This is a genomic window from Maribacter confluentis (genome assembly GCF_030505015.1).
GTDB classification, from domain to species: Bacteria; Bacteroidota; Bacteroidia; order Flavobacteriales; family Flavobacteriaceae; genus Maribacter; species Maribacter sedimenticola.
The window spans coordinates 1,647,184-1,672,548 of record NZ_JAUKUC010000001.1 but is presented as its reverse complement, the minus strand read 5'-3'; the positions used below and the strand labels follow the sequence as shown (position 1 = coordinate 1,672,548).

Here is a 25,365-nt window from a genome sequence, read left to right as displayed (position 1 = left end):
TCTATTGTTTAAGTATTTGATATACCTGTGCCGCTTCATTGTTGAATGTTAGCAGTAGGTACGTATGTCCTTTAAATGTGATAGTTTGCATGTTCCTAATTGATTTTCCCTTAAGATCAAGGCCTAGATCACCTGTTAGCGATACCGCTGGGCCTTGGGCGATCATTGCACCGGGAAACGAGTCAAAACGCCCATGGTAGGGTTTAACCCCAAAATAATTTCCGGCGGCCAAAACTTCGGTCTTGGTATCACCATCAAAATCATATTCCAAAAAGTCCATGATCGGAGCTGTTTGTAATTCAAAATTAAAAGGAATAAACGAGAATTTACCGTTATCATTTCTTAAAAATCCGGAGTTTAATGTATGAACTTCCAAAATCTCGGTATTTTTAATGGCTTCTTTGCCCAGAACTTCTTCTATTGATTTTCCGGCAAATGAGCTATAATCGGTGAATTTTTTACGTAAAAATACCAATTGGCTGGACAATTCCTTAAGTCCGTCAATGGGATAATTTTTGCCACTTTTATATGTGCTGATGACTGTTTCTGTAGACCCGTTTAGGTCCAAATCTCCATAATACATACGCATTGGGTGCTCTTGCGTAGCCGAAAATTTGGTGTTTGTGCCCCAATTCCCTAAAAGAAAATCTAAATCTCCGTCCGCATCGATATCAAAACTTGTAATTGCTTGCCATAATCCGTTTATTTTGTCATTGTGCAATACATTGACCTCGGTAAAAATGCCATTATTGTTCTGAAAAAATTTAGGGGACATCCATTCACCTATAACAATGATGTCTTCCCAGCCGTCATTATTGAAATCGGCAATAAGGGCATCTGTAACAAGTCCTAAATTCTTAAAGACGTTTTGGTTGGAAATTGAAAATGACCCATTAGTGTTCTCCAATAAATAACTGTTGGGTTTGTTTCCATAATCTGCGGTAATGGACTGGTTTCCTACCCACACATCTATATCATTATCATGGTCAAAATCTAATTTTAACAGAACTGCCGTGTTTTCATAAAGTTGGGGTAATTCTGCTTCCACCATAGTTTGTCCGTTATTGGTGTAGTAAGAATTTGTCAATGGTTTCATCTGTCCAAAGAAATCCGCTCCCCCGGTACCTATCATGAGGTCATTGTTGCCATCCGCATTAAAATCGGCAATCAAGGAAGAAATATCTTCCTTGATACTATCATTTTTAACTTTTGGAAACTGCTTTTGTTGAAATAACGTATCTCCTTGAATGTATATTTGTGATGCAACGTATTTAGCCCCGCCAAAAAATATATCATCCGTTCCATCACCATTCAGATCTCCAATGCTAACGGCAGGGCCTCTATCAGAAATCTGATATGGAATCAATTTCTGGCGTAAGTAGTCACTATATGAGTCCTCTATATGTACATAATCTATCCCTAGATTATTGGCTGATTTTTTAAAGAGCAAGGATGCACCGTTTTTAGCCTTTACCGGAACAGTTTTGGTATTTTCTGGCTGAATATATAATGTTTGGTTGACAGGAATATTCTTGAGTGTCTGATATTTTTTGTTTGGCCATACAATTTTAATGGAATCTATTTTTTCTACCGTATTGAAACCAAAATGTATCACGGGTTCTGATGATGCTTGAAACCCCCTTACAGTATAAAGCTCTTTAAATTGCTGCACACCATTGGTATATGCATATATTTTTGTCCCTATGCCAAAATTGTTACCTTTTTGATAGGACAACTTAATTTTGAGCCAATTACGCTGTGCATTGGTAGTGTTTTCCAAAATTAATGAAGGATGGTTGAGATTGTTCGTCACAAGGTCAAGGTCCCCGTCGTTATCCAAATCCCCATAGGCCGTGGCACCGGAAATAATGGAATCTTTTTCTAGCCAATTTTGTGATTCATCAATAAATTTAAGGTTTGCTGCTCCCTTGAACACCATATTGCTCACATAGCCAGAAGGCATTAGTGTCAATGCCTTTTGATCAACAAGGTTGGTATTATTGATTTTTTGTTTAATGTTTTCGTTGGAAATGTAATTGATGTAGTCCAGATTATTGGGCCTTTTTGGAATACCGTTACTAATGTACAGATCTTGCTCACCATCTTGGTCATAATCTCCAAACAACGCGCTCCAGCTCCAATCCGTAGCTGCAACACCGCTCAACAATGCGGTTTCCAAGAATGTACCATTTGGTTGGTTGATGAACAGCATGTTTCGTGTGTATTGGTTATAGTACCCAAATTTGCCGGTCTTTAGTTTATGGATTTGAATATCATCATCCCCATCTGATGATTTTAGGACTTTCTCATCTCCCGCTAACATATCTAATGAAATAAGATCAGGAAGCCCGTCATGGTTAATGTCCGCTACATCACTTCCCATAGAAAACCTAGTGGTATGTCCAAAATACTCCCTTAAGCTTTCCTTAAAAGTGCCATCGCCATTATTAAGGTAATAATAATCATCTTCATGAAAATCATTTCCTATATAAAGGTCAGGGTAGCCATCTTGATTAAAATCAGAAACCGCAATGCCCAATCCATATCCATTGATGCCACCGTAAATACCTGCCTCTTCACTAACATCCGTAAACTTGCCATTGTCATTGCGCAATAGCTTATCACCGGTTTCGTATGTACGCTTTGTTCGTAAGGAAGCTGTGCCATAAGAATCTTGTGAATGCACGGCATGGTTCAATAGGTAGATATCCAAATCGCCATCAAGGTCATAATCTAAAAAAGCGGCCGAAGAGCTATAGGATTCAAAGTCCAACCCATATTGGGCAGCGCTCTCCATAAATGTGTTGTTGCCTTGGTTGATATATAGTTCGTTGTAACCATTAAACCCGTTAAGGCCAACCACGGCACATACATAAATATCCAACAAACCGTCTCCGTTGATATCTCCCATTACGGCACCTGTATTCCATGAACTGTTGCCTTCAACTCCGGCACTCTTGGAGATATCCTCAAATTCTAAATTACCTTTATTAAGGTACAGCTTGTTCTTGACCTGATTGCCGGAAAAAAAGATATCGGGCAGGCTGTCGTTGTTGATGTCCCCAATGGCCACACCGCCGCCATTGTAATAATAAAGATAATCCAGTATGCTCAGGTCTTTTGAATCTGTAAGCGTGTTTTCAAACGTAATACCAGAATCTTTAGGTGAACGTTTGGTAAAGACTTCGCCACCTTTGTTGGTGCAGCTTGCAATGACCAAGAGCAAGAAAAGTATTGATAATCTATTTTTCATTTAAGCTGTACAGTTTGGGCAGTTCATTGTTAATGGCCGCTATTATGAATTCATTGCCCTTATTGTCCTTAACTATTTTCAATTGTTTGACCTCATCTCTAATAAAAAATCCGCTGTCCAAGTAATTTTGCCATGTAAAGTTAAGTGCTCCATCCCCTAAAAGGACATTACCATAATTGGCATCTAATCTAGAGTATTGAGGTTTAAATTCAAAGTTGTTGCCCGCCATGACCAAGTCTAGATTACCATCTTTATCCACATCCAGGCATTGAATTCCACAAATACAGGAAAACTGTACTTGGGGAGGTAAAATTTGTATTGTGAAATTACCGTTACCATTATTGATCGCTATAATGGATTCTGAGATACGTGCTTCTTTTATAATAGTATTATCGAGTATATCCTTATCAAAAAGCTGATGAATGGTTTTGTTCGCATATTCAGAAGCTTTGATATTTTTCTTTTTTAGGGCTAGAATCTGTGAGGTCAATTCCTTTTTTTGATGTAACGGATAATCTCCATTATCATAGTGTTGTGTAGTAATCTGTTCAATGGTACCGTCATTGTCAAAATCGTTGACCCACATTCTCATAGGTTGCCCGGTGGTAGGTTTATAATGTAGATTGCTGCCCATGTTCCCTAAGATCAAATCTTGGTCACCATCATTGTCAAGGTCGTATCCTTCAACTGCGCCCCACCATCCACTTAAACTATCTAACGAACTTTTAAAATTGCTTAATCTTCTGCCAGAATTTTTATAAATTTTTGGACTGCCCCAATCAGAGACCGTGACCAAATCTTTTTTGCCGTCACCGTCCATATCAAGCCATTTGGCATCGGTGATCATGCCGGCATCCTTTAGGTCATATGCCCTGCGTTCCGTAACATCCGTGAAAGTGCCATCGCCATTATTCAATAATAATAAATGGTCCGGATCTATACCATAGGTACCTACTACACTTCTTGAACCAACAAAAATGTCCATGTCCCCGTCATCGTCAAAATCCGAAGGGGTAATGACAGCAACATTTTTATTGGTAGAGGGTAATTTTTCCGTGCTTAAGGTAAAGTTACCTTTACCATCATTAAGATATAGGCGTATGCCATATGTGGCCTGCATTCTCAGTTCATTGCCACCAGTCCCTACAAGTAAATCCAAATCGCCATCTGCATCTGCATCAAGAAAAGCGGCAGAAGTGTCCTCGTAAGAAGCCTCGTCTTTAAAATGGTTTAAAATAGGCTTGGATAACTTTCCGTTACCTTTATGCAAGTACAATGCGCCAGATTGGTTTTTGCCACCACCAATAAATATATCTTCATTGCCATCATTGTCCACATCGCCAATGGCCATTCCAGGTCCTTCTTCAGATAATGATCTTGATATTAATCCTTCATTGTCAAAATCTACATAATTGTTTTCTTCATGCTGTAAAAGCGTACTATTTTGTATTTCGTTCAACAAGGTTGCCTGGGGTTTTTTTGCGACTTTAAATATTTCCTTTGCATTATCTTGAACGAATGTAAGGGTCTGGTTGGCTTTTACGTTCACCAATTTTTCTGTTGCATCGTTTGGCCAAATAATTCTAATGGAGTCTAATATTGAGGTAGTGCCCAAACCTATGGTCATAGCGTATTCTACAGAAGATTGAAATCCTCTTGAGGGCATTAATGTTTGGTCAATTATATTGTCTGGGTAATATAAACGTGCAATAGTTCCTATACCAAATTTATTGCCATCCGCACCTTTAAAATTCAATTTAATATAATTGTTGTCGGTTTTAGATTCTGCATTGTTTCTATATACAAAGGTTTCCATATTAACATTATTGACGATCAGATCTAAATCACCGTCATTGTCCAGGTCTCCATAGGCGGTACCATTAGAACGACTTGGAATTTCAAAACCCCATTCCTTGTTGTATTTACTGAAGGTTAAATCGCCATTGTTACGGTAGGCATAATTAGGAAGTGGTGTAACCGGCATTTTCTGGATAATGGAATCAATGGATTCCTTCTTTCCGGTCAATGCCATTTTTTGAATGATTTCATTGGCAAAGAAATCTACAAAATCCAAATCTGTCAAGTCATGGTTAATACCATTGGTAATATATATATCCTTTAACCCGTCATTATCCATGTCGAACAATAAACCGGCCCAACTCCAATCAGTTGCTTCAATACCGCTGTAATAGGCAATTTCAGAAAAAGAGCCGTTCCCGTTATTTAGTTGCAAGGTATTTTGAATATACTGCTGATGGAAATCTTTACTTTGTTTGAGCTTAAAGACATTATATCCTTCAAACTCCATTACAGATTTTACACGTTGGTCCGGTTCCGGAAGCATATCTGTAATAAAAATATCTGTCAGCCCATCGTTATTTATATCTGCCATATCAATACCCATTGCCGACAGGCTTAAATGGTTTGTCCATTCCTGAATTTCCTCGCTAAATGTTCCATCTTGGTTGTTGATATATAAATAGTCCCGTTCATAAAAATCATTGGAAATGTAAATGTCCGGGTATAGATCATTGTTAATGTCGGTAACCATTACTCCCAGTCCAAAACCAATAAGACTGCCATAAATACCCGCTTGTTCACTAACATCAACAAATTTTCCGTTGTCGTTTCTCAGAAGCATATCGCCAACACCCCTAAAAATTTTAGGAACGCCTTCCCAATCCTGAGCCCTTACATCTCGTTGTTCGGCATAACCTAAACTACTTACGGGAATATTACTGTTGTTCAGGATATAGGCATCAAGATCACCATCCTTGTCATAATCAAAAAAAGAGGCATGGGTAGAAAAGCCTGTTTCTGCCAAATTATATTCATGCGCTTTTTCTGTAAATGTACCGTCCCCATTATTTATGTAGAGGTCGTTATCATGGTTGTTACCTTCCATATTGCCCGCATTACTTACATATATATCTAGTAAGCCGTCATTATTAATGTCTGCCATTACTACCCCGGTAGACCATGGTTTGCTACCTTGAATTCCTGCTTTTTCCGATATATCCTCAAATTTTAACCCGCCTTTGTTCAAATACAATTTGTTGGGTTCCATGTTTCCGGTAAGAAAAACATCTGATAATCCGTCATTATTAATATCACCTATTGCAACTCCTCCGCCATTGTAAAAGTTCCTGTACTTGAATATGTTGAATTCTTTGGAATTTTCCACTTTGTTTACAAATTCAATACCTGATTCTTTTGGCTCTAAAAGGGTAAATAAAGTAGATTCTGGAGAATTGGTATCGATAGTATCTTTTTGTTCTTTTGGGTCGCAGGAAATACATAAAAGTGTGAGCAAGCTTAAGCAGAGGAGTTTAAGCGACTGCGGACCCATTTTAAAGTATGTTTGAAATATCAATTTGTATTGGGGTATGGACAAGGAAAATGTCATATTATTAAATGAACTTTATAAGTAAATAATCAGCGTTGCAAGATGCCTTTTTTTTGCAGATGGTCAACTCTAATTTCATCTCGATAAATATGATGTTGTAAAACTATTAAAATTGGTTTTAAACTCCATATTCACTATACGGAAAATTAAATTGCAAGATAGCCAAATACCTACTATTTGTTGCGTTTTATTGAAAAAACTGTATGTTAATATTTATCGAAATCGTTATAGATTAGGTGTTTAATTGTGATAAAAATGTTTTTCATGGTCCTATTTTAGAAGTAATGAAAATAATCCAATATATTTAGCATTGACTTAATCATAAACAACATACCAAATGATAGGGATTTTATCTTTTTTAGGCTTTACTTTATTGGTGGCCATAGTATCATATTTTGCGACAAGAAGTACAGATGAACAATCTTCTGACGGCTATTTTTTAGGAGGCAGAAGTTTAACGGCTGGGGTAATTGCAGGATCATTGTTGCTGACCAATCTTTCTACGGAACAAATTGTTGGACTTAACGGTAGTGCCTATACGGACGGATTGTCCGTAATGGCATGGGAAACATTGGCTGCCATTGCCATCGTTGTTGCCGCTATATGCTTATTGCCCAGATATTTAAAAGGTGGTTTGACTACAGTGCCTCAATTTTTGGCCAAACGGTTTGATGTTGCTACAAAAACATTGACCTCTGGTCTTTTCCTTACCGGTTATGTAGTGGTTTTGCTTCCGGTAATTTTATATTCAGGGTCAGTGGCTATCAGCGGTATGTTCAATGTACCGCAATTGTTGAACGTAACGGATAGTACGGCATTGGTAATATGTATATGGGGAATAGGTATCATCGGTTCCGTTTATGCGGTGTTCGGGGGCTTAAAGGCGGTTGCCGTTTCTGATTCCATTAACGCCATAGGGCTATTGGTGGGGGGGCTTTTAATACCCATTTTTGGATTGATGGCTATTGGTGACGGTAGTGTGTTTGGTGGTTTGGATACGCTAATGAGCACAAACCCAGAACGATTTGATTCTACCGGTAATACAGGTCAAGAAGTACCTTTTAGTACCATCTTTACCGGAATGATGTTAGTGCAATTGTTTTATTGGGGTACCAACCAACAAATTATACAAAGAGCCTTAGGCGCCAAGAACCTTGCAGAAGGGCAAAAAGGCTTATTACTGGCATCGTTTTTAAAGATATTGGGGCCATTAATTTTAGTTTTACCGGGAATGATCGCCTATCATTATTTTGACGGTAATTTAGATTCAAGTGACCTGGCCTATCCAGAACTTGTTAGGGCCGTATTGCCCAAACCTTTGGTTGGTTTTTTTGCCGCGGTACTTTTTGGTGCCATATTGAGTTCGTTTAATAGTGTGTTAAATAGTTCCGTAACCCTTTTTGGTATCGACATCTATAAACAACATATCAATAAGGATGCTTCTGAAACTACCGTAGTTAAATATGGTAAGATATTTGGAATATGTTTGGCGCTGGCGGCAATGTTTATAGCTCCGCTAATTGCCAATGCAGGTAGTTTGTTCAATTATTTGCAAGAAATAAACGGAATTTACAGTATACCAATTTTCACTATAATAGTTGTAGGCTATTTAACAAAGAGAGTTCCTGCATTGGCTGCAAAAATTGGAATACTTTCTGGTTCGGCATTATATATCATTAGCCAGTTTTGGCTTAAAAATAAATTTGTTGATGATGCCTTGGCGCAGGCCAATGCAAATGGAATTACGGATGCCGGTGCACTAAAGCTAATTGAGGCTGAAGCATATCCTCATTATTTGCATATAATGGCGATTCTGTTTATCACCAACATAGTAATCATGCTGATTATAGGATCATTAAGGCCTAGGAAGGAACCTTTTGTGTTGGAATATACCAATCAAGTATCCATTACACCATACAAATACGTAAATCAAGTCGGTATTGCTATATGCTGTATTGTAGTGGGTATCTATATATACTTTGCTAAATAATATCAAGTTAAATTCATGGTAAAATGAATTTGGAATAAACACCTTAGGTAACTTTAAAAGTTGCTTAAGGTTTTTTTTTATGCATGGGTAACATGGTATCTGTATCGAACGGGTATAATTTTAGCATTGCAGATTTATTATTTGTTTATATGGCTTGTATAGATGTATCTGGTAGGGCAGAATGTAATTAAATACATTTATTGTGAACCTTAAATACTATTAAAAATCAGGAATTTCTTAATAGGTCTGGCTACTAGGAATGACAATTCCTTTCTATAATTGTAGGTTGGTAATTGGGGTTAGAATAGCTGCTAACATGTAATAAAAATGTTTTTATCCTTAAACCCAATGGTATAAGTGCAAAAAAAAAAGACCTCCAAAAATGGAGGTCCTTTTACTTACACTTAACTTAACTTATTAATAACCTGGGTTCTGTACCAAGTTTGGATTTGCCAATAATTGTGCTGGTGGAATTGGGAAAACGTTATAATCATCGTTATCAATTGTTCCAGGTGCCTTGAACAACCAATCTCTGCCAAACTGGCCAAAGCGAATTAAATCATTACGTCTCCAAGCCTCTTGATACAATTCTCTTCCTCTTTCATCTAAGATATCCTGTGCGGTAACAGTACCTAGTAACTCCTCAGTATTACGAATTGTTCTTAGGTCGTTGATCATAGATGTTGGGTCACCACCACTTCTGAACATAGCTTCTGCTTTCATTAAATGGGCATCTGCATATCTAAATACAATTTGATGACTAATAGAAGCTTCCCCATTTCTAGCGGCATACTTTTGGATTCTAATACCTGTAGTTTCATCATTGTTAATGAAATTAACAGCACCTGTACCATCTTTAAATTCTCTTTTGAAAGTTAAAGGGGCACCTTGCCTGTCTTTTAAAGGAGTACCATCCAAAGCATATTGTTGGTTGATTAGGAAACCATATCCAACATTGGAACCATTTACATATCCATCCAATTCTGATGCATAAGGTTGGTTGTCAAAAGGAACACCAATTGTTGGCACACCACCTCTACGCTCTTCCTGTCCGTTTGCTGGTTCTTGGTTGGCATCCAGTTCGTTGAATTCGGCATCACCTTCAAAAAGATCATAGAATTCAGCAAGGGTACTAAACCCGTTCCAACCACCACCTTGAATACTGGTGTTGTTATAGTGAAGTCCCATTACCACTTTGTTAATGGTATTGGCTTCTAAAGCCCAAATAGTTTCAGTATCTGCATCTGGTAAGAATAAGTCAAAATAACCTTCTTGCAATGCATAACCATCTGCGGTAATGGCATCAACCAAAGAAATAACTTCGGCCATATCTGCACCATTTGGTTCACCACCAACATAGATATGCTTATTTAAAAGAACCTTAGCTTTTAAATATCTAGCCGCTGCTTTACTGGCTCTTAAGTTAGCTTCACCACTAGCTGCTTGTGTTGCAGGAGCATTGGCAATGGCAGTCTCAATATCCGCTAGGATAAAATCTACTGCAGCTTGCCCTGTCAATACTTCAGGAACTGATGTGGAAGGTAATGAAGTATCCCTAAAAGGTACTTGTCCATAATTGTCCAAAATAACCCACATACTATAAGCCCTAATAAAGCTTGCATCCCCTATGTTTGTTGCGGAAGGGTTACTTCTTGAGTCTAAAACCTGAGAAGCTTGCAATTGATTACCGTTCCACAACTGAAATACATTTGTGATAAATGCATGTTGTCCGTTCCAGTCATGGGTATGCAATACTCTCCATAAACCATTATCACCCCAGTCACCACCACGGGTAGGAATTAAATGTTCATCTGAAGTTACTTCCTGTAAGGCAAAGTAATTGTCCTGCCCTGCATATTGTCCGGCAAGAGAACCGTATAAATTGGTTACGGTAGATGAAGGGTCGGCCAAGCCTTGGAACCCATCAGATATAATTGAATCTGTTTCTTCTATTTCTAAGTCGGTACAAGAGGAGACCCCTACCAACGATAGAATAGAAAGTGTTAAGATTTTAAAATGATTGTTTTTCATGATATACAATTTTTTTTTAATTAAAATGATGCGTTAATACCAAAAGTGATTGTTCTAGGTCTTGGGTATGAGCCATAATCCAATCCTCTTGATGGCACACCTGAACCTAAATCACCGGTATTTGCGGTAACTTCAGGATCTAAACCACTATAGTCAGTAATTAAGAATAGGTTTTGACCAGTAATTGACAGTCGTAATGAGTTTAAGGCACCTTCTCCGGATAATGGAACATTGTAGCCAATGCTAGCATTTTGGAAACGTACGAAATCTCCTTTTTCCAAGAATCTTGTAGATGCATCTGCAGAAGCTCCAGGGTCTTCTCCACTAGTAAGTACATTTTGTGTAACGTTTCTAGAGTTAGAAAGTGCACCGGCTGTAAAGTAAGCGTTTTCTGTATTATTGTATACAGAGAAACCAAACTGTCCTTGGAAGAATACGGACGCATCAAAATCCTTCACTTTTAAATTTAAGCTTAGACCCGTAGTAACATCAGGTAAGGCATCCTCTCCAACAAAAGTCTTGTCTTGGAACGGGTCACCCGTCCCATTTCCATCAACATCTTGATAAGTTGGTGAACCATTACTGTCAAAACCAGTAAATATTGGTAGGTAGTAAGAATATAAAGATTGGCCAGAAGCAAATCGTTGTGCGAAGGCACCGGTTAAACCAGGACCATTAACTTCACCCGTATCTATTAAACCGGCAAAATTCTGTACTTCGTTGTTGTTGTATGCGATATTGAAATCAGCGGAGAATGTAGCATCCTCAGATTGAATAAAATCATACGCCAATGCAAGTTCAATACCTTGGTTGATAATGCTGGCATCAACATTTTGGAATTGGAACGGGTCAACTGCAGGAGCTGCAGGAGGTGTTTGTAACAATACATCTGTCGTTTCTGTTCTATAGACATCAAGACTACCGCTAAAGCGATCGTTGTTAAAACCAAAATCGATACCTGCATTTAAGTTGAAAGAAGATTCCCATTTAAGGTCAGGTCTATCAGTAGCAACAATTTCAGTACCGTTGTTGTTAATTTCAAGGTTTTGCTGTATAACTAAATCAGAAAAACGCTGTCTTGCAACAAAGTTACCATAACCTAAACCATCTTGGTTACCAGTAATACCCGCACTTAAACGTAATTTAAGGGTAGATACATTTTCTCCTACGAAATCTTCTTCGTTCATTTTCCATGCAAATGCACCTGAAGGGAAGTATCCGTATTGGTTTTCAGGTCCAAATCTTGAAGAACCATCCGCTCTCATTGTACCTGTAAATAAATATTTGTTATTTAAGGTATAGTTAACCCTGGCAAAGAATGACTGTAACTCGTCAGTATTGTCAAAAGCATTTGTAAATACTGAAGTTACGGCACTGTTTAGGCTTCTGCCCAATGCTTCCTGAGGAGCAACAGTTGGAAGAAGTCTGTTTACCAATACACCACCTGTATTGGGTGCATAGTAAGCTTGTTGATATGAGCCTGTTACTGCATTCTGTAAATCAGATACAGCACTTCTTAGGTCAGCACCCATTTGGTTTAAGTCGCCAGTAGTATATCCTCTACCACCTCCATTAAAACCAAACGTTCTAAAATCTTGGTATCCAAAACCTACTAAGGCCTCAAGGTTAGAATTTTCAAACTCCTTGTTATAGTTGACCGTAGCTTCTAACGTTTTGTTGTTTCTTTCCAAAACGCCATAGTTTCCACGACCTACACCAGAAACACCGTTAATATTATTGATATCCCTAGAGATCACAGAAGTGTTTGATGCTTCTGCAATATCAAGACCCGCATTTAATTTTGCGGAAATTTCTGAGGTAAAGTTATACTGAACAGAACCATTCAATAAATATCTGTTTGTATTTGTAATGTTTTGGGTTTCGTCCAAAGCATTTTGTGGGTTTACGTTAAGTCCGCCTGCATTAAAACTAGAACTGGCTGGCCATGTTGGGTTGGCGGCATAAGCACCACCTAATACATCACCGGCTGCACCTGCCTGTGCACTAATGGGCGCTTGGGAATCGTTTATTCTAGCGATGGATGTCTGAAGTCCAAGGACCAATTTATCATCCAAGAATCTATGGTTTAAATTAATTCTCCCTGTAATTCTTTCAAGATCGGAATTTTCAACGATACCAAATTGCTTTCCGTAACCAAAAGTAGCCCTAACATTTCCGTTTCCATAATTTTTGGAATAGGATAAGTTTTGGTTTTGAGAAGCAGTAGAACGTAATACTACTTGTTGCCAATCTGTATTGGACCCAAAATTTACGGCGCTGGCATCTCCACCAACAGAAGTAACCCCAGAAAGGAACTCAGAGGCATCCAATAAATCAAAAGTATTCGCTGCTGTAGCTATACTCAAAGAACTTGAAAAGTCAAAAACACCTTGGCTGCTACCTTTACCACTTTTTGTTGTAATGATAACAACACCGTTTGCACCACGAGAACCGTAGATAGCGGTTGCGGAAGCATCTTTTAATATACTAATGCTTTCAATATCGTTAGGGTTGATAAAGTTCAACGGGTTTTTAACGGCACTTTGACCAAAACCGGTTTCACCTTGTGGAGAAGTGTCTCCACCACCTAATGGAACACCGTCAACAACAAACAATGGGTTGTTGTTGGCACGAACCGAGTTAGAACCTCTAATGTTGATTTGAATACCTGCTCCTGGTTCACCACTGGTTTCCTGAATATTGACACCTGCAGTCTTACCTTGAATCAATTGTTCTGGAGAAGCAATGTTACCTCCGTTAAAGTCCTCTGCAGTAACTGCGGTTACCGAGCCTGTTGCATCTTTAACCGTCGTTGTACCATAACCAATGATAACAACTTCTTCAAGAGCTTCGGCATCTTCTTCAAGAGAAAAGTTTATAGTGCTTCTACCATTTACGGCAACTTCCTGTGTTTTGTATCCGATATAACTAACAATAAGTACTGCTCCATCTTCAACAGTTAAGGTATAGTTACCATCAAAATCGGTCTGTGTACCGTTCGTAGTGCCTTTTTCAAGAACACTAGCTCCGGGTAAAGGTCCACTGGCGTCCGATACGGTACCAGATACTTCTTGAGCTTGCGTTAAACTAAAGCACAAAAATGTACTTAGTACCAACAAGCTTTTAACTAATGTAATCTTCATAAATTGTTAATTTAAGTTGAGTTAATATAATTTCAAGTGTTAAAAATATGTAAAATGTAGACTTCGGTATATATGTGGGCTAATATAAAATACTACGAAAACGGTTTCGTGTTGATAACTTTAAATAATTATGAGGTTAATGGTTCAAACCCCTTTAATTTATACAATTCATAATTTAGATAAATGCTAATTGAGAATATAGGATAATAATTTATGATATAAAAATACTTATTTTATTTAAAATGCCAATTTTTGACCAAAAATGCCCTTTTAATTTTTAGAAAGACTTTAAGTTCTTATCTTAAAATTTTTTAATTTAAACTACCTGTTTTGAAGCCAAAAATTACACTTAAGGATATTGCCAAGGAACTTGATGTTTCTATTTCCACCGTATCCAAGGCATTGAAAAATAGTCCTGAAATCAGTAAGGATACCAAGGATAAGATCAAGGCATTCGCCAAATTTTATAATTATCGGCCCAATAATATTGCCCTTAGCCTAAAAAATAAAAGAACCAAGAATATAGGTGTCGTCATACCGGATATTGTACACCATTTTTTTACAACGGTATTTAGGGGTATTGAAAAATATGCCAATCAAAAAGGATATAATGTTATAGTATGTATATCCGATGAGTCATTTGATAAGGAGGTAATAAATATGGAAATGCTTGCCAACGGCAGTATAGATGGATTTATTCTCTCGTTAAGTGCTGAGACCCAACTTAAAAATGATTTTACTCATTTGCGGGAGCTTATAGGTCAAGGAATACCTGTGGTGCTTTTTGATCGGGTAACATCAGAGATCGATTGTGATAAAGTCATATTGAACGACAAGGAAATTGCGTTTGAGGCAACACAACACTTTATTAATAGTGGTGCTAGCAAAATAGCCCTGGTAACTACTGAGAACTATTTTAATGTAAGTGAATATAGAAGGGACGGATATTTATCGGCTTTATCCAAAAATAATATTGCGGTAGACGATAATTTGATACTGACACTACCTTACAATATGGAGAACGACAGCTTGATCAGGGATTTTTTCAAAAGGCATAAAATAGATGCTGTTTTGTGCGTAAACGAAATATTTGCAGTGCAATGTATGAATATTATTAAGGAACTGGGATTTGAGGTTCCAGATGATATTTCAATAATAGCTTTCACCAACGGTATGCTGTCCAAATATTCCCATCCTAGCTTGAGCACGGTGGCCCAACATGGAGACATTATGGGAGAAAGGGCGGCCCAAATGCTGATAAGAAGAATGGAATCTTTGGAAGAAGAGGAGCCGTTTAAGACCGAAATCATAAATGCTACATTAATTAAACGTGGATCCACCATCAATTGATACTTTTGCAGCTATGAAAAAAGTAGGATTTATTTTTGATTTGGACGGGGTTATCGTAGATACCGCCAAGTATCATTATTTGGCTTGGAAGAAATTGGCCAATGAACTGGGAATTGAATTCACGGTTGAGCAAAATGAGCTTTTTAAGGGAGTAAGTAGAAAAAGATGTTTGGAAATATTGCTGGATATTGGCCAGGTTAAAGCGACCCAAGAACAGTTTGATACTTGGATGGTTGAAAAGAACCTTGATTATCTAGCTTATATTGAAAACATGGACTCCAGTGAAATTCTACCGGATGTACCGCGCGTATTAGATTATTTAAAGGATAAGAACATTCCAATTGCATTGGGCTCTGCAAGTAAAAATGCCAGGCCCATATTAAAGAAGGTAGGCCTTTTATCGTATTTTGACAGTATTGTGGACGGGAACCAGGTAACGAAGGCCAAGCCTGATCCAGAAGTATTTTTAATTGCAGCGCGTAATTTACAGGTTGATCCAGAAGGCTGTGTAGTTTTTGAGGATGCGGTTGCGGGTATTGAAGCGGCAAATCGTGCCAATATGACCAGTATAGGTATAGGAGAGGAAAATGTGCTCAGCGATGCACACTATAATTTTAAGGATTTCACGGAGATGGGTACGGATTTCATTGCATCTCTGGTGCAAAAAAATCTTGCAAAGTAGATAGGGATATCTGCATAAAGTTCACTTAATTTTACGGACTAATGAATTTAAATGTATGAATCAGAATTATATAAAGGCAGATAAATGGTGCATTGTTGAAGAGGGTTTTGATAAGGAAAATGTTAAATCATCAGAGAGCATTTTCAGTATAGGAAATGGGGCAATGGGTCAAAGGGCCAATTTTGAGGAAAGCTATTCCGGTGCTACATTCCAAGGTAGTTATATCGCCGGGGTGTATTATCCTGATAAAACACGTGTAGGCTGGTGGAAAAACGGATATCCTGAATATTTTGCAAAAGTGCTCAATGCACCAAATTGGATAGGAATCAGGGTCTACATTAATGAACAGGAGCTAGATCTATCTACCTGTAAAAAGGTTTCGGCTTTTAGAAGGGAGCTGAACATGAAGGAGGGTTGTTATACCAGAAGCTTTGAAGCGGTTACTTCAAATAATATTGAGATTGAAGTAACGGTAAGGCGCTTCTTAAGTTTGGATATAGACGAAATAGGTGCAATTTCATATTCAATAAAGGTTCTAAAGGCCAATGCGGAAGTTGTTTTTGAACCTTATTTGGATAGTGGTATAACCAATGAGGATAGTAACTGGGACGATAAATTTTGGAATACCACCAACACTTCCATTATAGGTGACCGGGCCTTTATAGAGGCGCATACCATGAAAACAAATTTTCAAACCTGTACATTTATGCAGGCTACTTTACAATATGACGGTAAGCATATCGCCGGAGAGGTAGGTAAACGCAACGAAACCTATGCCTCCTTAGAGTTTAAGCAAAAGGTACTTGCGGGCACAACCATTACATTAACAAAATTTGGCGGGTATACCGTCTCTAGAAATCATAAGGCAAACGAGCTTGTGACCGCTGCCAATACAGTTCTTGTTAAAGCCATCTCTTTAGGATTTGATGGTTTGTTGGAGCTACAGAAAAAAGCATGGGCATCTATTTGGGAAATGAGCGATATCGTCATAGAAGGAGATGTAAAGGCGCAACAGGGTATTCGTTTTAATATTTTTCAACTTAACCAAACCTATTTAGGAACAGATTCTAGATTGAATATTGGTCCAAAAGGGTTTACGGGAGAAAAATATGGAGGTAGTACTTACTGGGATACAGAAGCATATTGCATTCCGTTTTACATGGCTACAAAAGATGATAAGGTAGCCAAAAAACTGTTGAAATATAGATATAATCATTTAGAGAAGGCAATAGAGAATGCTACAAAATTAGGGTTTAGCAATGGTGCGGCTCTATATCCTATGGTGACCATGAATGGTGAAGAATGCCATAATGAGTGGGAAATAACCTTTGAGGAAATCCATAGAAATGGGGCAATAGCCTTTGCTATATACAATTATTACAGGTATACCGGTGATTATAGCTACATTCCGGAAATGGGTCTGGAGGTCTTGATAAGTATAGCTAGGTTCTGGCATCAGCGGGTCAATTTTTCCGAGGATAAAAATAAGTATGTCATGCTGGGTGTTACCGGCCCTAATGAATACGAGAATAATGTGAACAACAATTGGTATACAAATTACTTGGCCAAATGGTGTATTGATTATACTTTGGAACAATTGGATAAAGTAAAGAATGGATATCCGGATGATTACCATCGTATTATTGGAAAGACCAAACTCACGGATAGGGAATGTGAATCTTGGAAAAAGGTAGCTGTCAACATGCACTTTCCATACGATAAAAAATATGGAGTGTTCTTACAGCAGGATGGTTTTTTGGACAAACATCTGGTAAAAGTGAACGATTTGCCTAAAACCGATAGGCCCATAAACCAGAAATGGAGCTGGGACAGAATTTTAAGGTCGCCCTATATTAAACAGGCAGATGTCCTACAGGGATTTTATTTTTTTGAAGAAGATTTCTCCTTGGAACAATTACAAAAGCATTTTGATTTTTATGAGCCGTTTACCGTACATGAATCTTCCTTGTCTCCTTGCGTACATAGTATACAAGCTGCAAAGTTGGGTAGAATGGAACAGGCTTATAATTTTTACTTGAGAACTTCTAGATTGGATTTGGACGATTATAATAAAGAAGTCGAGGAAGGGTTACATATAACATCAATGGCAGGTACCTGGATGAGCATTGTTGAAGGTTTTGGCGGTATGCGGGTAATCAATGATAAATTATCCTTTCAGCCACAAATACCGGAACAATGGAATGCATATTCCTTTAAGGTGAACTTTAGAAACAGGATTATTAAGGTTCATGTTAGTGCCAAGGCCGTAACCTTTCAATTGTCAGGTTCTAAGGAAGTTTCAATAAGGGTCAACGGTGAAAAGGTGGTGCTTTATCCAGATGAGATTATTACTGTTTAAAAACGGTAGGTCTATACTTTATAATTTAGAAAGGACAAGAAATATGATATTGTGTCAATGAATAGGAAAATTGTTATTTACCATGTTTTTACAAGACTTTTTGGAAACACTGAAACCGCTAATAAGCCTTGGGGTACCATTGAAGAAAATGGCGTAGGTAAATTTGCGGATTTTACCAAAAAGGCATTGAAAGAGATTAAAAATTTGGGTGTAACACATATTTGGTATACTGGGGTTCCACATCACGCAGTAATTAATGATTATACCGAATATGGTATTTCTAATGATGATCCCAATGTGGTTAAGGGGAGAGCTGGTTCACCATATGCAGTAAAGGATTATTATAATGTTAACCCAGATTTGGCAATTGACCCATCCAATAGGTTAAAAGAGTTCAAGTCTTTGGTTGAGCGTACCCATAATGCAGGTATGAAGGTGATTATTGATATTGTGCCCAATCATGTTGCAAGAAGGTATGAAGGTATAACGAACCCAAATGGTGTAACCGATTTTGGTTTTGGTGACGATACATCTGTTCAATACCAAAAGGATAACAATTTCTATTATATACCGGGTTCAACCTTTCAACATCCTGTATGGAGAGATGGGTATAGGCCTTTGGGCGGCGATACCCTAGACATACCTAATGCCACTTTGGTTGAGGTACCCGCAAAATGGACAGGGAACGGATCAAGAAGTCCACAACCGGACATGAACGATTGGTATGAAACTGTACGTATAAATTACGGGGTAAGTCCAGATGGAGCTTTGGATTTTGATATGTTGCCCAATGATTATGGGGAACAGGATTATAAAGAGCATTTTAATTACTGGAAAAAGAAAACCGTACCCAGTTCATGGAGGAAATTTAGGGATATAGCACTGTACTGGTTACAAATGGGTGTAGATGGTTTTAGGTATGATATGGCAGAAATGGTACCTGTTGAATTTTGGAGTTTTATGAATTCATCCATTAAAATGAAAAATCCAGATGCATTTTTAATGGCGGAAGTCTATAATCCGGATTTGTACAGGACATTCATCCATAAGGGTAAAATGGATTATTTGTATGACAAGGTGGACTTTTATGATGGTTTAAAGCATATTATGAAAGGTTACGGGTGGTCCGATCACCTGCCGGTGGTTCAAAACGGCCTTCAGGATATAGAACACCATATGCTTCATTTTTTGGAAAATCACGATGAACAACGAATAGCAAGTCCGGAATTCGTAGGCAATGCCGAAATTGGGAAACCTGCAATGGTCGTATCTGCAACAATAGGGACATCGCCAACAATGATTTATTTTGGACAGGAAGTTGGGGAACCTGCGGCCGAACATGCTGGTTTTGGTAGTCCTTCACGAACATCTATTTTTGATTATATTGGTGTTCCGCACCATCAAAGGTGGGTAAACAATAAAAAATTTGACGGTGGACAGCTCAATAAAAATGAAGCGGATTTGCGCGATTTTTATAAGAGGTTGTTAAACTTCACCATACAGAGTGATGCCTTAATGGGGCATTACCGTGAAATTCATTTTTATAATAAGGAACTTACTGAAAATTATAATCATAGAGTTCTTTCCTATGTGCGCTGGTCTTCCAATCAAAAACTTATTGTGGTCGTTAATTTTGATGTTAACGAACATTTTTCCTTTGATTTAAAACTTCCCGTAGATGTTGTAAACCAGTGGCAGTTGACGGGAGAATCTTATGATTTGATAGATATACTATACGGAAGTAAGCATCAATTGGAGATTAGAAGTGGCGAGGGTCATATAGATGTCAATTTAAATCCGTTGGAATCCTTTATTTTTGAATTAAAATAAGACGTTATGTTAAATAAGATTTTAATCTTTTTGTTGATTTGCACATCATTAATATCCTGTAATATGAAAGAACCGCTGGTCATAGGGCATAGAGGAGCCATGGGGCATGAAACTGAAAACACACTGCCATCCATACAAAAAGCATTGGATCTTGGGGTAGATATGATAGAAATAGACGTCTTTAAGATAAAAAGTGGAGAAATTGTAGTTTTTCATGATGATACGGTAGATAGATTGACCAATGGCCCTGGCAATATTGAGGAATATAACATTATACAGCTTCATCAATTGATCGTGGATGGTGGGCATAAGATTCCTACGCTGCAAGATGTATTAAAACTTATCAATAACAAAGTGGCGTTGAACATAGAATTAAAAGGGGCCGGCACGGCGGATAAGGTTAACTTCATTACTAATTTTTATATTGAACAACGAAACTGGTCACCGGATAATTTTTTGATTTCAAGTTTTAATTGGGATGAATTAAGGGAAATGAGAAAATACAATCCAACAATAGACATTGCTGTTCTTACAGAGGATAATCCAGAGGATGCCATAGAGGTTGCAAAAGAATTGAATGCAGTGGCCATAAATCCCTTTTTTGAAAAACTAGATCAAGAAATGGCCAATAAAATTCATGATGCGGGACTAAAAATCTATACCTGGACCGTAAACGAACCTGAAGATATTACTGCTATGAAAAAAATTGGTGTTGATGGTATTATCACCAATTTTCCTGAAAGGGTTCGCTAATGTACGATGTACTGATCGTAGGGGGAGGCGCGGCCGGTTTTTACACGGCCATTCATATTGCAGAGGCCTTGCCAGCAGCGAAAATAGCAATTTTGGAACGAGGCAAGGAAGTGTTGACCAAAGTGCGGATATCCGGTGGGGGCAGGTGCAATGTAACCCATGCGGAATTTAACCCTAGCGAGCTAAGTAAGAATTATCCCAGAGGGGAAAAGGAATTGTTAGGTCCCTTTCATCAATATGCCAGTGCTGATACCGTAGGTTTTTTTGAAGCACGAGGGGTGGCCTTAAAGATTGAGGAAGATGGCAGAATGTTTCCGCAGTCAGATAGTTCCCAAACCATAATAAATTGTTTTCTTTCCGAAGCTGAACGCTTGGGGATTGAAGTCAAGACACTATGCTCGGTTACTGGGCTGGTACAAGAAGAAAGTGATGAAGGTGCATATTGGAATGTATTGATGACTAGCGGAAATTTGAAAGCCAAGCAGCTGGTATTGGCTACGGGTAGCAACCCTAAGATTTGGAAGCTGATCAAAGATTTAGGGCATACCATAATACCACCGGTGCCGTCCCTGTTTACTTTCAATATAAAGGATGAACGGATTGCCAGTATACCAGGTGTATCTACCTATGCTGAGGTAGAGGTTTTGCCCAAAAGAAAACAGGGGAAAATTGTAGCCAAGGATAAATTGAATACGTTACTTTCTACGGATGGTCCTTTACTGATTACCCATTGGGGGATGAGTGGCCCCGCTATTTTAAAATTGTCCGCATGGGGAGCCAGGGTTCTTGAGCAATATGGATATCAATTCAAGATACAGGTAAATTGGGTTCCGGAATATCATCAAAATGGACTTTTGGAATTGTTTATGCAAGTAAAACAAGTAGAGAAGAAAACTGTTTTAAGGACCAAAGTGTTGGAAATACCCAAACGCTTATGGGTGAATTTAGTGAGAGCTGCGCATATTGCAGATGAGATTACTTGGCCAGAAGTTTCTAAACAACAATTGATGGCCCTTGCCGAGCAATTGACAAAAGGGGTATACCAGGTTAATGGTAAAAGTACCTTTAAGGAAGAATTTGTGACCGCAGGTGGTTTGGATTTAAAAGAGGTCAATTTTAAAAATTTTCAAAGTAAGCTCATACCTAATTTATTTTTTGCTGGTGAAATCATTAATGTGGATGCCATTACGGGTGGATTTAATTTTCAAAATGCTTGGACTGGGGGTTATCTGGCCGCAAAAGGGGTAGTGGACAATTTGGGACAGAAAAAAAAGGAATGAATACTTATATAGCTTTTTTAAGGGGCATTAATGTAAGTGGCACAAAGAAAATGGCTATGCAATCACTAAGGGAGTTATGTTCAGGTTTGGGATTCCAGAATGTTAGGACATATATTCAAAGCGGTAATATGATCTTTAAATGTCAAGAAACCAATATTAATTTTTTAAAAAATCAGTTAGCAAAGGCCATTGCGGACAAATTTGGTTTTGATGTGCCTGTTTTAGTAAAAACGGTAAACGAAGTAACGGAAATACTAAAGCAAAATCCATATGTAGATGAAAAGGAGATTTTGGGGAATAGGGTATATTTTGTTTTGCCATTTCAAAAACCCGCTATTGAGAGGGTAAATGAGCTCAAATTAGAATCTTTTCAAAATGAAACATTTCAAGTAGAGGAAAACTGTATCTATCTTAAGTGTAACCAAGGTTATGGAAAGGCAAAATTGAACAACAATTTAATTGAAAAACGGTTGAACATTACGGCGACCACAAGAAATTATAGGACTATGCATAAATTATGGGCAATGGCCAAAGAACAATAGGTAGTGGGTGCAGTCAATCTAATTTAATATCCAAATACTATAATTTAAATAGGTGGCAAAACAAACCCATAGCACATAAGGTACCAACAATATAGCGGCAAGTTTACTTACCAATTTAAACCATTTAATAGTCAATAGTAATACTATTAAAAGGGTTATGATGATCAAAAGACCTAAAAATGGTTGTCTTAGACCAAAGAAGATAATACTCCATAAGGCATTTAATAACAATTGAAAGCCAAAATGATAGAGGCCGGTTTTCACCCATTTGTGGTAAAATCCTTTGGCCCATACCCAACCAGCTGAAATACCCATAAATATATAAAGAACGGTCCATACAGGGGCAAATACCCAATTTGGAGGGTTCAATGCTGGTTTGTTCAATGTAGTGTACCACGTATTTACAGAACTTTGGGTGGCTACACTAGCAAGAAAGCCAATGGTTAAGCATACTAATATGCCAATGGTTACATAGGTAAGTTTGCTTTTCAATCTGTAGGTGTTTAGCTCTAAAATAAGGATTTATTTTAATTGACGGTCCTAAAAACTATCTTTGCGCAAAGAGAATATTCAATGATTGAAACAGATTTTATTCCCGATTCGTTAATTTTAGATAAAGATCATGGTATTGTTCAGTATACTTCACCTAGCAATATTGCCTTGATCAAATATTGGGGCAAGCTGGAAAATCAAATTCCGGCAAATCCATCAATCAGTTTTACGCTCAATGCTTGCTCTACCACAACAAAAATTGAATATGTAAAGTTAGGGAAAAGGGCTTCGGATTTTTCTTTCGATCTTTATTTTGAAGGGTTGCCCAAAGAGGAATTTAAGCCGAAGATAACTACCTTTTTTAAGCGCATAATTACCTATATGCCCTTTTTGTTGGAGTATAGGCTTTCAATACATACCAGCAACACTTTTCCGCATAGTAGCGGTATTGCGTCCTCTGCAAGTGGAATGTCTGCCCTGGCCTTGTGCCTCATGGAGATGGAACGAAGTTTTACTAAAAATATGACAGATGATTATTTTGACAGAAAAGCATCTTTTTTATCCAGATTGGGTTCTGGTAGTGCATGTAGAAGCATAAACGGACCTTTGGTGCAATGGGGTAAAAGTAATTATGTAGAAAGTAGTTCAAATCTTTATGGAATTCCTTTTCCCTATGACGTACACCCCATTTTTAATAATTTTCACGATACCATATTATTGGTTGATAAAGGTGAAAAACAGGTTAGCAGTACAGTGGGTCATGATTTAATGCACGGCCATCCTTTTGCTGCAAATAGATTTAAGCAGGCAGATGATAATTTAGGAAAAATTATAGGAGTGTTGGAAAGTGGTAATATAAAGGAATTTATGAAAATTGTAGAAAGTGAGGCGCTTACCCTACATTCCATGATGATGACCAGTAACCCGTATTTTATATTAATGAAACCCAATACACTTTCTATTATTAATGCAATTTGGGAATTTAGGGAAACCTCCAATACACATGTTTGTTTTACATTGGATGCAGGAGCTAATGTACATGTATTATACCCTGAAAATGAAAAAGATAAGGTGTTTTCTTTCATTAAGGAGAAATTAGTTCCTTTTTGTCAAAACGGACAGTATATTTGCGACCAAATAGGTCAAGGAGCAAAAAAAAAAGTAATATACGTTTAAGGTTGTACAGACGTTATGTATAATATATCATATATATTTTGTTTAACCTTTATAGGTAAAAGGTTAAACTTTAACTGAATCTTTGATCATATTTGGTTAGTTTTTTAGATATTTGCCAAGACTTTACATATGAAAGGACCATTATTTTATTCAAAAATTCTTCTTTTTGGGGAGTATGGAATCATTAAAGACTCCAAAGGATTATCTATACCTTATAATTTTTATAATGGCGCTTTAAAATCTGATTCCGTTCTATCACCAGAAGCAGAGAAATCAAATAAAAGTTTAGCTGCCTTTGCAGATTATTTGGAAGAACTATCAGAAAATGATGATGATTTTGTGACATTTGATTTGCAACTGCTTAAAAACGACATTTCATCAGGAATGTATTTTGATAGTTCTATACCACAAGGGTATGGGGTAGGTAGTAGCGGTGCTTTGGTAGCCGCAATCTATGATAAATATGCCAAGGATAAGATTACGGTGTTGGAAAACCTGACCAGGGAAAAGCTTTTAAAACTTAAATCTATTTTTGGGGCTATGGAGTCGTTTTTCCATGGAAAATCATCTGGACTAGACCCATTGAATAGTTATTTAAGTTTACCTATACTTATAAATTCCAAGGATAATATAGAATCTACCAGTATACCTTCCCAAAACAGTGAAGGTAAGGGTGCCGTATTCTTACTGGATAGCGGTACTGTAGGTGAAACTGCCCCTATGGTACAGATATTCATGGAGCAAATGAAGAATGATGGTTTCCGTAATATGCTCAAAAATCAATTTATTAAGCATACAGATGCCTGTGTAGAGGATTTTGTGAGTGGCAACATTAAGTCATTGTTCGGTAATTTAAAACAATTGTCCCATGTTGTTTTGGATAATTTTAAACCTATGATTCCAGTAAAATTTCATGAACTGTGGAAAAAAGGGATAGAAACCAATGACTATTATCTTAAATTATGCGGATCTGGAGGTGGAGGATATATTTTAGGCTTTACGGAAGATTTTGAAAAAGCACAAACTGCACTTAAGGACTACAAACTAGAGGTCGTTTATAATTTTTAGGACCTACCAA

At 37.6% G+C, this 25,365-nt stretch carries 15 protein-coding genes; 10 read left to right on the top strand and 5 right to left on the bottom strand.

Annotation, left to right across the window (positions count from 1 at the left end):
- Position 1: 1 nt before the first annotated feature.
- Positions 2-3,253 (bottom strand): VCBS repeat-containing protein, encoded by a 3,252-nt coding sequence (locus tag Q2T41_RS07375; RefSeq protein ID WP_304435552.1) that lies wholly within the window; start codon positions 3,251-3,253, stop codon positions 2-4.
- A complete protein-coding gene (locus Q2T41_RS07370) occupies positions 3,243-6,602 on the bottom strand; it encodes a VCBS repeat-containing protein (RefSeq protein ID WP_304437418.1) in 3,360 nt (1,119 codons plus the stop codon). The genes Q2T41_RS07375 and Q2T41_RS07370 overlap by 11 nt, the downstream gene beginning before the upstream one ends.
- Positions 6,603-6,996: 394 nt before the next feature.
- Between Q2T41_RS07370 and Q2T41_RS07365 the strand changes: the two genes are divergently transcribed.
- Positions 6,997-8,649 (top strand): solute:sodium symporter family transporter, encoded by a 1,653-nt coding sequence (locus tag Q2T41_RS07365; RefSeq protein ID WP_304435551.1) that lies wholly within the window; start codon positions 6,997-6,999, stop codon positions 8,647-8,649.
- 417 nt (positions 8,650-9,066) lie between these two features.
- Here the strand turns inward: Q2T41_RS07365 and Q2T41_RS07360 are convergent, their stop codons facing one another.
- Both Q2T41_RS07360 and Q2T41_RS07355 read right to left on the bottom strand, forming a co-directional pair.
- The gene (locus tag Q2T41_RS07360) at positions 9,067-10,680 is read right to left on the bottom strand and encodes a RagB/SusD family nutrient uptake outer membrane protein (protein ID WP_304435550.1); all 1,614 of its coding nucleotides are present in this window, start codon (positions 10,678-10,680) and stop codon (positions 9,067-9,069) included.
- A 20-nt stretch (positions 10,681-10,700) separates the two neighbouring features.
- Entirely contained in the window at positions 10,701-13,823 is a 3,123-nt protein-coding gene (locus Q2T41_RS07355; protein WP_304435549.1) for a SusC/RagA family TonB-linked outer membrane protein, read from the bottom strand.
- Between the two features lie 330 nt (positions 13,824-14,153).
- On the opposite strand from Q2T41_RS07355, the gene Q2T41_RS07350 reads away from it, so the two are divergent.
- Genes Q2T41_RS07350 through Q2T41_RS07320 form a run of 7 tightly spaced genes read left to right on the top strand, consistent with a single transcriptional unit; the run spans position 14,154 to position 22,619 of the window.
- The gene (locus tag Q2T41_RS07350) at positions 14,154-15,173 is read left to right on the top strand and encodes a LacI family DNA-binding transcriptional regulator (RefSeq protein WP_304435548.1); all 1,020 of its coding nucleotides are present in this window, start codon (positions 14,154-14,156) and stop codon (positions 15,171-15,173) included.
- A 13-nt stretch (positions 15,174-15,186) separates the two neighbouring features.
- The gene (gene pgmB / locus Q2T41_RS07345) at positions 15,187-15,855 is read left to right on the top strand and encodes a beta-phosphoglucomutase (protein WP_304435547.1); all 669 of its coding nucleotides are present in this window, start codon (positions 15,187-15,189) and stop codon (positions 15,853-15,855) included.
- 55 nt (positions 15,856-15,910) lie between these two features.
- Positions 15,911-18,214, top strand: a complete 2,304-nt coding sequence (locus tag Q2T41_RS07340; RefSeq protein ID WP_304435546.1) for a glycoside hydrolase family 65 protein — start codon at positions 15,911-15,913, stop codon at positions 18,212-18,214.
- A gap of 57 nt (positions 18,215-18,271) precedes the next feature.
- The gene (locus tag Q2T41_RS07335; protein WP_304435545.1) at positions 18,272-20,044 is read left to right on the top strand and encodes an alpha-amylase family glycosyl hydrolase; all 1,773 of its coding nucleotides are present in this window, start codon (positions 18,272-18,274) and stop codon (positions 20,042-20,044) included.
- 6 nt (positions 20,045-20,050) lie between these two features.
- Positions 20,051-20,797, top strand: coding sequence for a glycerophosphodiester phosphodiesterase (locus tag Q2T41_RS07330; protein WP_304435544.1), 747 nt, complete (start codon positions 20,051-20,053; stop codon positions 20,795-20,797).
- Complete coding sequence (locus Q2T41_RS07325) at positions 20,797-22,077, top strand: BaiN/RdsA family NAD(P)/FAD-dependent oxidoreductase (RefSeq protein WP_304435543.1); 1,281 nt, start codon at positions 20,797-20,799, stop codon at positions 22,075-22,077. Before Q2T41_RS07330 ends, Q2T41_RS07325 begins: the two co-directional genes overlap by 1 nt.
- Complete coding sequence (locus tag Q2T41_RS07320; protein ID WP_304435542.1) at positions 22,074-22,619, top strand: DUF1697 domain-containing protein; 546 nt, start codon at positions 22,074-22,076, stop codon at positions 22,617-22,619. The genes Q2T41_RS07325 and Q2T41_RS07320 overlap by 4 nt, the downstream gene beginning before the upstream one ends.
- An 18-nt stretch (positions 22,620-22,637) precedes the next feature.
- Here Q2T41_RS07320 and Q2T41_RS07315 read toward each other — a convergent pair whose 3' ends face one another.
- Entirely contained in the window at positions 22,638-23,111 is a 474-nt protein-coding gene (locus Q2T41_RS07315) for a TspO/MBR family protein (RefSeq protein WP_089260795.1), read from the bottom strand.
- An 81-nt stretch (positions 23,112-23,192) separates the two neighbouring features.
- Between Q2T41_RS07315 and Q2T41_RS07310 the strand changes: the two genes are divergently transcribed.
- Positions 23,193-24,287, top strand: coding sequence for a diphosphomevalonate decarboxylase (locus Q2T41_RS07310; protein WP_304435541.1), 1,095 nt, complete (start codon positions 23,193-23,195; stop codon positions 24,285-24,287).
- A 129-nt stretch (positions 24,288-24,416) separates the two neighbouring features.
- A complete protein-coding gene (locus Q2T41_RS07305; RefSeq protein WP_304435540.1) occupies positions 24,417-25,355 on the top strand; it encodes a mevalonate kinase family protein in 939 nt (312 codons plus the stop codon).
- The last annotated feature ends 10 nt before the right edge of the window (positions 25,356-25,365 follow it).

What these genes read in the sequence shown, in the direction of transcription:
- Q2T41_RS07305 (WP_304435540.1), top strand. Translation starts at nt 24,417, where the DNA reads ATGAAAGGACCATTATTTTATTCAAAAATTCTTCTTTTTGGGGAGTAT.
- Q2T41_RS07335 (WP_304435545.1), top strand. Translation starts at nt 18,272, where the DNA reads ATGAATAGGAAAATTGTTATTTACCATGTTTTTACAAGACTTTTTGGA.
- pgmB (WP_304435547.1), top strand. Translation starts at nt 15,187, where the DNA reads ATGAAAAAAGTAGGATTTATTTTTGATTTGGACGGGGTTATCGTAGAT.
- Q2T41_RS07310 (WP_304435541.1), top strand. Translation starts at nt 23,193, where the DNA reads ATGATTGAAACAGATTTTATTCCCGATTCGTTAATTTTAGATAAAGAT.
- Q2T41_RS07340 (WP_304435546.1), top strand. Translation starts at nt 15,911, where the DNA reads ATGAATCAGAATTATATAAAGGCAGATAAATGGTGCATTGTTGAAGAG.
- Q2T41_RS07325 (WP_304435543.1), top strand. Translation starts at nt 20,797, where the DNA reads ATGTACGATGTACTGATCGTAGGGGGAGGCGCGGCCGGTTTTTACACG.
- Q2T41_RS07375 (WP_304435552.1), bottom strand. Translation starts at nt 3,253, where the DNA reads ATGAAAAATAGATTATCAATACTTTTCTTGCTCTTGGTCATTGCAAGC.
- Q2T41_RS07320 (WP_304435542.1), top strand. Translation starts at nt 22,074, where the DNA reads ATGAATACTTATATAGCTTTTTTAAGGGGCATTAATGTAAGTGGCACA.
- Q2T41_RS07355 (WP_304435549.1), bottom strand. Translation starts at nt 13,823, where the DNA reads ATGAAGATTACATTAGTTAAAAGCTTGTTGGTACTAAGTACATTTTTG.
- Q2T41_RS07360 (WP_304435550.1), bottom strand. Translation starts at nt 10,680, where the DNA reads ATGAAAAACAATCATTTTAAAATCTTAACACTTTCTATTCTATCGTTG.
- Q2T41_RS07370 (WP_304437418.1), bottom strand. Translation starts at nt 6,602, where the DNA reads ATGGGTCCGCAGTCGCTTAAACTCCTCTGCTTAAGCTTGCTCACACTT.
- Q2T41_RS07365 (WP_304435551.1), top strand. Translation starts at nt 6,997, where the DNA reads ATGATAGGGATTTTATCTTTTTTAGGCTTTACTTTATTGGTGGCCATA.
- Q2T41_RS07330 (WP_304435544.1), top strand. Translation starts at nt 20,051, where the DNA reads ATGTTAAATAAGATTTTAATCTTTTTGTTGATTTGCACATCATTAATA.